The 6,503-nt window shown below is 74.8% G+C and carries 6 protein-coding genes; 3 read left to right on the top strand and 3 right to left on the bottom strand.

Annotated features, from left to right (window positions below):
* The first annotated feature begins 143 nt into the window (after positions 1-143).
* The 3 genes from E1281_RS35785 (at position 144) to E1281_RS35775 (ending at position 2,833) form a co-directional block, all read left to right on the top strand.
* Positions 144-725, top strand: a complete 582-nt coding sequence (locus tag E1281_RS35785) for a DUF5998 family protein (RefSeq protein ID WP_131884135.1) — start codon at positions 144-146, stop codon at positions 723-725.
* A gap of 31 nt (positions 726-756) precedes the next feature.
* Entirely contained in the window at positions 757-1,896 is a 1,140-nt protein-coding gene (locus E1281_RS35780; protein ID WP_243717739.1) for a nucleotide pyrophosphatase/phosphodiesterase family protein, read from the top strand.
* Positions 1,897-2,002: 106 nt separating this feature from the next.
* Positions 2,003-2,833, top strand: coding sequence for a sulfurtransferase (locus E1281_RS35775; protein ID WP_207943698.1), 831 nt, complete (start codon positions 2,003-2,005; stop codon positions 2,831-2,833).
* 30 nt (positions 2,834-2,863) lie between these two features.
* Here the strand turns inward: E1281_RS35775 and E1281_RS35770 are convergent, their stop codons facing one another.
* From E1281_RS35770 to E1281_RS35760, 3 genes are read right to left on the bottom strand one after another with little or no spacing between them, the layout of a single operon-like run.
* Entirely contained in the window at positions 2,864-5,407 is a 2,544-nt protein-coding gene (locus E1281_RS35770; RefSeq protein ID WP_243717738.1) for a CHAT domain-containing tetratricopeptide repeat protein, read from the bottom strand.
* Entirely contained in the window at positions 5,404-5,853 is a 450-nt protein-coding gene (locus E1281_RS35765) for a hypothetical protein (protein ID WP_131884132.1), read from the bottom strand. Before E1281_RS35765 ends, E1281_RS35770 begins: the two co-directional genes overlap by 4 nt.
* Entirely contained in the window at positions 5,850-6,377 is a 528-nt protein-coding gene (locus E1281_RS35760; protein WP_131884131.1) for a sigma-70 family RNA polymerase sigma factor, read from the bottom strand. The genes E1281_RS35765 and E1281_RS35760 overlap by 4 nt, the downstream gene beginning before the upstream one ends.
* Positions 6,378-6,503 lie beyond the last annotated feature (126 nt).

Below are 6,503 nucleotides of genomic sequence, written 5' to 3'. Positions count from 1 at the left end.
GGGTTAAAGAGAAAGGGGGAACCGGCTGTGGCTTGGGAAGCGGCTTCTCGTCCATGCGGTTCCCGTACCCGGTGCCCGCCCGGATGACCGTGAGCCGGGACGGTCATGTGCGCGTCCGGCCATGGACAGGGCAGGATGGGGCCATGAGGGAAACCCGAGCGACGGTGAGCGGTCTGCGCAGTGCGATCGACCGCAGCGGTTACTACCCGGCCCTGGTCGCGGACGCGGTGGAGTCGGCCGTCGGGGACGAGCCCGTCGTCGCCTACGTGGTCCACCATGAGGCGACGTTCGACCCCGCGATGGAGGTGCGGCGGCACGTCACCGTGCTCGTGCTGTCGGCGACCCGGCTGCTGGTGTGCCACACCGACGAGCACCCGCCCGGCGAGGGCATGGTGCGGCCCCACGCCTCCACGACCACCGAGGCCGTCAAGCTGGAACGGGTCCAGTCGGTCGCGGTGACGCGGGTCGTTCCGGACCCCGCGTCGTACGTGCCGGGGGTGCCGCCGACGGAGGTCGTGCTCACCATCGGCTGGGGCGCGATCGCCCACATCGACCTCGAGCCCGCGACGTGCGGCGACGAGAACTGCGAGGCCGACCACGGCTACACCGGCAGCGTCACGGCCGACGACCTGTCCTTGAGGGTGAGCGAGGCCGCCGACGGCGGTGATGCCGTCGGCCAGGTGCTGGCGTTCGCCGAGGAACTGTCCGCCGCGACCGCGCGGTGATCGCGTGACCGCGACGAACCGTGCGGGAGAAGTGAATCCTGTGACGCCCGAGGCCGCGGAGGCGCCCGTTCCCCGCTACGGGGCGGGCGCGCTCGCCGATCTGCCGACGTCGGTGCTGGCGTCGCTGGGCGTCCCGGACGCCGCGAACGTCCTGGACCTGCCCGCGCTGCCGCGCGCCTGCGTCCTGCTGGTCGACGGTCTCGGCTGGGAGCAGCTCAGAGCCCACCCGGACGAGGCGCCCTACCTGAACGCGATGCAGGGCCGCCCGATCACGTCCGGGTTCCCGGCGACGACCGTGACGAGCCTGGGGTCGCTGGGGACGGGCGCGCCGCCCGGCGCGCACGGGCTGCTCGGCCTGCAGATGGTCGTCCCCGCCACCGGCAGGCTGCTCCACTGCCTTCTCTGGAACGACCAGGAGGACCCGGAGCCGGAGACGTTCCAGCCCGTCCGGACCGTGTACGAGCGTGCGGCGGCCAAGGGGATCGAGGCGTCGTACGTCTCGCTCCACCAGTACCGGAAGACCGGGCTCAGCCTCGCCACCACCCGCGGTGCCCGGTACGACAGCGCCGAGACCCTCGGCCAGCTCGTCGGCCGCATCGAGCGGGCGCTGCGCCGCGGCGACCGCTCCTACGTCGCCGCCTACCACGCCGACCTGGACGCGACCGGCCACCGATTCGGTGTCGGCTCCCGGGACTGGCGGCACCAGCTGCGGTTCGTCGACGTCCTCGTCCAGCAGATCGCGGCCGTGCTGCCGCCCGGGTCGGCGCTCTACGTGACGGCCGACCACGGCATGGTCGACCCCACGGAACGTGTGGACGTCGACACCGCTCCCGAGTTGAAGGAGGGCGTCGCCCTCCTCGGCGGTGACGCCCGCGCTCGGTACGTCTACAGCGAACCGGGCGCCCACGACGACGTCCTCGCCGCATGGACGGCCCTGCTGGGAGCCCGCGCGTGGGTGCTTCCGCGTGAGCGGGCCGCCGAGCACGGATGGTTCGGACCGGTCGGCGACGGGATGCTGGAGCGCGTCGGCGACGTGGTCGCGGTGCCGCACGCCGATCTCGCGATCGTGGCGTCCGAACGGGAGCCGTGGCTGGAGCGGATGGTCGGCATGCACGGCTCGCTCGTCCCGGCCGAGCAGCTCGTGCCGCTGCTGACCACGTCCCGGCCCTGACGCGCCCCCGGCCCTTGGAGGCCCCGGCCCCGACGCCCGTGAGGACTTTGAGATGAACCGGGATTCGCCCCTCCCTAATCCGGGCGCCGACGGTCAAACTGGCGGTGTGCACCCTCTCATCGAAGTGCCCGCGTTGGACCGGCTGCTCCGGAGGCAGACGCCCGTGGTCCTGCTGGACGTCCGATGGCATCTGGCGGGCCCCCCGGGATTCGAGTCCTACCGCAAGGGGCACCTGCCCGGCGCCGTCTTCGTCGACCTCGATCGCGACGTGGCCGGACCGCCCGGGCAACGCGGCCGCCATCCCCTTCCCGAACCCGTCGTCTTCGAGTCGGCCATGCGCCGGGCGGGCGTCTCGAAGGACAGCGTCGTCGTGGTGTACGACGACGCCGACTCCATGTCCGCCGCGCGTGTCTGGTGGTCCCTGCGCTACTTCGGGCATGACCGGGTCCGCGTCCTGGACGGCGGCTACCGCGCCTGGACGGAGGCGGGCCGCCCGGTGAGCACCGTGGAGCCGGACGTGAAACCCGGCGACTTCATCGCCGATCCGGGCCGGCTGCCCGTCCTGGACGCCGAGGGAGCCGCCGAACTGGCCACGGGCGGCGTCCTGCTCGACGCCCGCGCCGCCGCGCGGTACCGCGGCGACCAGGAGCCCGTCGATCCCGTCGCCGGGCACATCCCGGGCGCCCGCAACGCCCCGACGTCCGGGAACGTCGGCGTGGACGGCCGCTTCCTGCCCCCGGAGCTGCTGCGGGAGCGTTTCGCGAAGCTCGGCGCCACGGACGCTTCGGACGTCGGCGCCTACTGCGGCTCCGGCGTGACGGCCGCCCACGAGATCCTCGCCCTCAACCTCGCCGGCATCCCCGCCGCCCTCTACGTGGGCTCCTGGTCCAACTGGGTGACGGACCCGTCCAACCCAGTGGCCACCGGCGCCAACTGAAGCCACCCCACCCCCGTTCACCCCGGGCCATCAGCCGGTGCCCAGGCATAGGAAGCCGGTGACTCCTGGGGCGCGCGGGGCCTGGGCGAGGGCATGGGCCGGGGGACGGCCCGCGGCCGCGCCGGTGTGGAAGGCGGACATGAACTCCGGCGTCGCCGCGTCGCGGACGGGGGTGACGCTGGCGATCACGGTGGCCGTGCCGAGGGCGAGGAGGGCGCCTGCCATGCCGAGCACGGCGTCGCCCTCCCCGGCACGTCCGATGTCGCACGCCGACAGGACGATCATGCGCGGCGGGTCGGTCAGCTCGTCCAGGTCGTGGACCGTCAGCGGGCCGTCGGCGAGGAGGAGCCGGGAGAACAGCGGATTGCCTTCGCGGAACTCGCCGTGGGCGGCGATGTGCGCGAGAGCGGCACCGTCGAGGGCGTCCCGGACCTGCTCCGCGCGCGCGTCCGGGCCGTCCAGGACGATCGCGTGCGGGTGGAGGCGTCGCAGAGCGGAGATCTCGCGTTCGGCGTGGCGGAGGCCGGGCCCTGCCACGAGGACGGCATGCCCGTCCGCCCGGCCGGGCTCGCGGGCATGGATCCAGGCGCCGGCGGACGGGACGACCGAGAAGGGACGTCCGGCCAGGGAAGGGAGCACGGCCCAGGGCAGGCCGTGCAGCGCACCGGTCGGAACGATGACGAGATCCCGGTCGCCGACGTGGTCTCTCAGCGGGGCGAGCAGAAGCCGATCGAGACGCCGGGCCGCGTCGGCCAGGGCGGAGAGTTCCTCCCGGCCGTCGTCCGCGGCGAGGCGCCGGACGGCGAAGCGGATCAGGCCGGTCTCCTGGACCGCGTCGCCGCACGGCCCGAGGTGATGGCGGCGTGCCTCACCGCCGGCGACGGACACGGCGTGCAGCTCGGGCCCGATCGAGATCATCTCGACGAGCGCCCGTTCGCCGAGCGCGGCGGTGATCTCGGTGATGCCGGGGGAGCGCGGCGGGGACGCGCCCGACGGGCGGTGCCGCGTCCGCGCGCGGACCTTCGCCTCCAGGGCCGCCATGTCCCTCGACGCCGCCGCCGGCGCGCCGCCCTGGGCCGTCCCCGCCGTGTGCTCGGCGCTGCGGACGCGCAGCGCGGTCAGCGCCGCCGCCCGCTCGGGGTCCCGGGGAGGACGGACCCGGCCCGGGCGCGCGATCGCCCGCCGCCGTTCCTCGACGGCGAGCAGTTCCGGCGCCGAGCGGGCCAGGCCGAGCCCGAGGTCGGACAACTCGGAGGCCAGTCCCGCGGCGCGTGCCCGCAGGTCGAGCGCTCCGAGCGCCTCCGCATGGTCTTCGGCGACCTGGAGGCCGGCCTTGACCGCGTCGACCGCGCCGCCGTGGTCGGCCCGCGCGGCGCGTTCGAGGGCGACGGCGTGCCAGGCGGCGATCTGGGCGGACGCGGAGCCGCGTGAACGTGCGACCGGTGAGAGCAGGTGCCCGGCCGGTCGTCCCAGCGACAGTGCCACGCGGGCCGCGACGATGCGGGCCTCGTCGGCGGCGTCGCCCCAGCCGCCGCCGTCCAGCCGTTCGGCCGTGGCCTCCGCCGAACGGAGCAGGACGGCCGAACGCTCACCCGACGCCCACCGCGCCCGGAGGAGCATGTGCTCGGCCAGGAGCATCCATCCGGTCCGCTCTTGCTCCGCGAAGGCGGCGCGTGCCCGTTCGGCCGCGTCCGTGCACCGTTCCGGGTTGCCGTCGGCCAGCTCGGCGTGGGCGAGCAGGAGGAACCCGTCCGCGGTGTCACAGCCGTATCCGTTGGCGGTGGCGGCTTCCAGGGCGGCGATGAGGACGGGCCGCGCCTCCCCTGGCAGGCCCGCCATGATGAGGGTCTCCGCCTGGTCGAACCTGCATTGCGCCAGGCGTTCACCGGACAGGTCGGGTTCGGCCTTGGCGAAGAGCCGAAGCGCGCGCGGGACGTCCCCACGCCGCGACACCGCGAAGGCGAGGTTCCCCTTGGACATCGCCGTCTGGTGACGCAACCCGGCCGCCTCGCCCACGTCGACCGCCTCGGCCAGAGCACGCTCCGCGCTCTCGAAGTCGCCACGGAACGCCTGCGCCAGCCCGAGGTTGGTGAGCAGGCCGTTGAGCACGGCCGGATCGTGCCCTTCCCTCAGGCGAGGCAGAGCCTCGGCGGTCACGACGTGGGCCTCGTCCAGCCGCCCGGCCCGTGCCAGCGCGCACGCCTTGTTGGCGGCCAGACGGTCGGCGTCCGGCCCGCGCAGTACGTTCTCCGCCTCCCGCACCAGAGCGAGCGCACCGGAGATGTCACCGCGCGCAGTGAGCAGGCCGACGAGATTCATCCGCACCTGCGCCGCCGCGTAGCCGTCCCCGGCCAGCTCCAGCGCCCGGTGAAGGAACGCGAGCCCCTCTTCCAGCCGCCCCAGCTCCTTGGCCGCCAGCCCGGCGACCCGCAGCAGCACCACCCGCCGCCGCGCCGCGCCGTCCTCCCCGGGCGGACCGCCGGCCGGGCCGAGGAGGGTGAGGGCGTTTTCGAGGGCGGCCGCCGGGTCCGCGGCGGCCAGGTGGAGCAGGGCGCGCTCGTCGGGGACGGTCACAGGTGGACCCAGCTCGTGACGATCGATGTGCCGTCGTCCAGGCGGAAGACGAGGCTCACCAGTCCTTCGGGGACGTGGGGCACGCAGAACAGGCCGGCGGACTCCGCGCGTGCGGTGATGCCGTCCGGTGGCAGGTCCCGGTGCCGGACCTGCACGACTCCGGACGACGATGGGACGAGCCGGCCGGTGATCTCGCGGTCCCGGCCGTGCTCCGACACCTCGATCTCCACGGTCGACCCCGGGCACGTGAACGTCAGCACGCGCCGCGTCCCGCCCCGGACTCCGGCCGCCGTCCGGCCGCCCCGGTCGTGCGCCAGCTCCGCCAGCGCCGCCGACGGCGCCCGCCACGCGATCGACGCGCGCGCCGCCGCCAGGACGTCCTGCGGCACCGGGTCCAGGGCCTCGAACGCGCGGCGGACGCCCGCCATCAGCTCGTCGTCGTTCACGGCACGAGCCTCCGCAGCGCGTCCAGGCACCGTGCGCGGGTCGGCCCGACGCTGCCGATGGGGATGCCGAGGGCGGCGGCCAGTTCGGCGTGGCTGGACGCGAGCGCGAACAGCCGCAGGAGCGTCCGGCAGCGGCGCGGCAGCGACTCCAGCGCCGCGCCGACCAGCCCCAGGCGCTCGCGGCCCAGGACCACCTGGTCGGGGCCCGGCTCCGGCGCCCGCGGCGCGGGGACGAGCGGCAGGTCGCGCCCGCGCCGGCGCACCAGGCGCAGGCTCTCGTTCCGCGCGGTCGTCGCCAGCCAGCAGCCCGTGGCGGCCGGATCGCGCAGCCCGTCGATCCGTTCCACCAGCCGCAGCCATGTCGTCTGCACGACGTCGCCGGAATCGGCGTCGTTCAGCCCGTGCGAGCGCGCGATCGACCACAGCAGCCCGCTGTGCCGCTCGACCAGCCGGGCCCACGCGGCGCCGTCGCCGTCGCGTGCCCGGACCACCAGCTCGTCCGTGCCGTCGTCCCATCGGGCCACCGAAGTCTCCTCCCGAGGCCCCCCGCCGAGCGTTGACTCTATGGCATAGGAAGGTGACCCTGTGTGGGAAACCAACGCTCCGAGGCCATCTCCTACTCGGAGCCGACGATGACGCCGAGGTCCGGG

This window comes from Actinomadura sp. KC345 (genome assembly GCF_004348515.1).
Lineage (GTDB): Bacteria > Actinomycetota > Actinomycetes > Streptosporangiales > Streptosporangiaceae > Spirillospora.
This window is presented reverse-complemented; position numbering and strand designations above follow the sequence as displayed.

Bases quoted from the DNA above. Each gene is read 5' to 3' on its own strand.
- E1281_RS35785 (WP_131884135.1), top strand. From the start codon at position 144: ATGAGGGAAACCCGAGCGACGGTGAGCGGTCTGCGCAGTGCGATCGAC.